This window comes from Roseateles sp. (genome assembly GCF_049240545.1).
In the GTDB taxonomy this organism is placed as follows: Bacteria; Pseudomonadota; Gammaproteobacteria; order Burkholderiales; family Burkholderiaceae_C; genus Paucibacter_A.
In genome coordinates, this window is the sequence record NZ_JBMLSK010000086.1 from 1 (window position 1) to 1,690 (window position 1,690).

Sequence of the window (1,690 nt, forward strand, 5' to 3'; positions counted from 1 at the left end):
GTGAACATCGACTACCACGTCGCCTTCGAGGGCCACTACTACTCGGTGCCGCACCAGCACGTGGGCGCGGCGGTGGAGTTGCGCGTGACGGCCACGACGCTGGAGGTGCTGCTGCGCCGCCAGCGCATCGCCGCGCACGTGCGCAGCCCCAAGGTGGGCGGCTTCACCACGGTGGCCGAGCACATGCCGGCGTCGCACCGGGCCCACCTGCAGTGGACGCCGGCCAAGCTCATTGCCTGGGGTGAGCGCATCGGTGCGGCCACCGCCGGCGTCGTGCGCTGGCAGATGGAGCGCCGGCCGCACCCGGAGCAGGGCTACCGAAGCTGCCTGGGGCTGATGCGGCTGTCGCGCGAGTACGGAGAAGACCGGCTGGAAGCGGCCTGCGCGCGTGCGCAGTCCATCCGTGCCCCGCACTACCGCAGCGTCAAGTCGATCCTGGCCAGCGGCCTGGACCGTCAGGGCAGCAGCTTGCTGGGTGGGGAGCGTGGCACGGCCGCTGCGATGCCGCAACACGACAACGTGCGCGGCGCCGGCTACTACGGGCACCACTGACGACCGGCGCACCGAACGACAACGGCAACCCCAACACCGACAACACTCCCATGCTGCAACAACTCACCCTGGACCAACTGCGCGGCCTGCGCCTGGACGGCATGGTCGCCGCCCTGACCGACACCGCCACGCAGCGCGCCGCCGAGGCGCTGCCCTTCGATCAACGGCTGGCGCTGCTGGTGCAGCGCGAGCTCGACTGGCGCGACGGCAAGCGCGTGGCGCGGCTGCTCAAGGCGGCCAAGCTGAAGGTCAGCTCGGCGTGCATCGAGGACGTCGACTGGCGAGCTGGCCGCGGCCTGGATCGGCACCTCGTCACGGCGCTGGCCGGCGGGGACTGGATCCGCCACGGGCGCAACGTGCTGATCACGGGCGCGACCGGGTGCGGCAAGACATGGCTCGGATGCGCTCTGGCGCAGCAGGCCGTGCGCCTGGGCTTCAGCGTGCTGTACACGCGCGCCACGCGGCTGCTGCAGGAACTGCAGGTGGCCCATGGCGACGGCAGCTTCGGCCGGCGCCTGGCGCAACTGGCGCGGCTGGACGTGCTGGTGCTCGACGACCTGGCCATTGCCCCGATCGGCGCGCAGGAGCGGCAGGATCTGCTGGAGTTGCTGGACGACCGGGTGGGCAGCCGCAGCACGCTGATCACCAGCCAACTGCCCAGCAGCGCCTGGCACCAGTGGCTGGCCGAGCCGACGATCGCCGACGCGATCATGGATCGGCTACTGCACGGCTCGCACACGATCGCGCTGAAGGGCGAGTCCTTGCGCCGCGCCAAGCCGCAGGCCTGACGGCATCCGTGCAGCGCGCAGAGATCACGCGCCGGCGGCCCGCCTTGACCACCGCGGCGGCTGTTCGTCGCGAGCGACGCCGCCGCCGTGGACAAGGCTGCAAGGTGGTCCGGCGACAGGAACGAAACCGCCTTCGGCACCGGGTTGCCCACCCCGGCGCTCACGCGCCGCGTGGACAACCCGGCAGGCCTCGTTCCACGCTGATCGCGGACAGCGTTCCGGCGTGATGGCGGACAGTTGCTCTACCATCCCGCCCGTCACTCAGGCACCCCTCCCGGGGCGTCCGCGATCGCCCGGAACGCTGTCCGCGATCAGCTTGGAATGGGTGTCCGCGATCAGCGGAATGCGCA

Annotated in this window: 2 protein-coding genes; both read left to right on the forward strand. The window is 71.4% G+C overall.

Annotated features, from left to right (window positions below):
- On the forward strand, window positions 1-552 hold a 552-nt coding region (locus ACOVRJ_RS05855; RefSeq protein ID WP_422042958.1), incomplete at its 5' end, for a Mu transposase domain-containing protein.
- A gap of 50 nt (window positions 553-602) precedes the next feature.
- Window positions 603-1,340 carry an IS21-like element helper ATPase IstB gene (gene istB / locus ACOVRJ_RS05860; RefSeq protein WP_422042959.1) on the forward strand — a complete coding sequence of 246 codons (738 nt, stop codon included), beginning with the start codon at window positions 603-605 and terminating at the stop codon, window positions 1,338-1,340.
- Window positions 1,341-1,690: the final 350 nt, after the last annotated feature.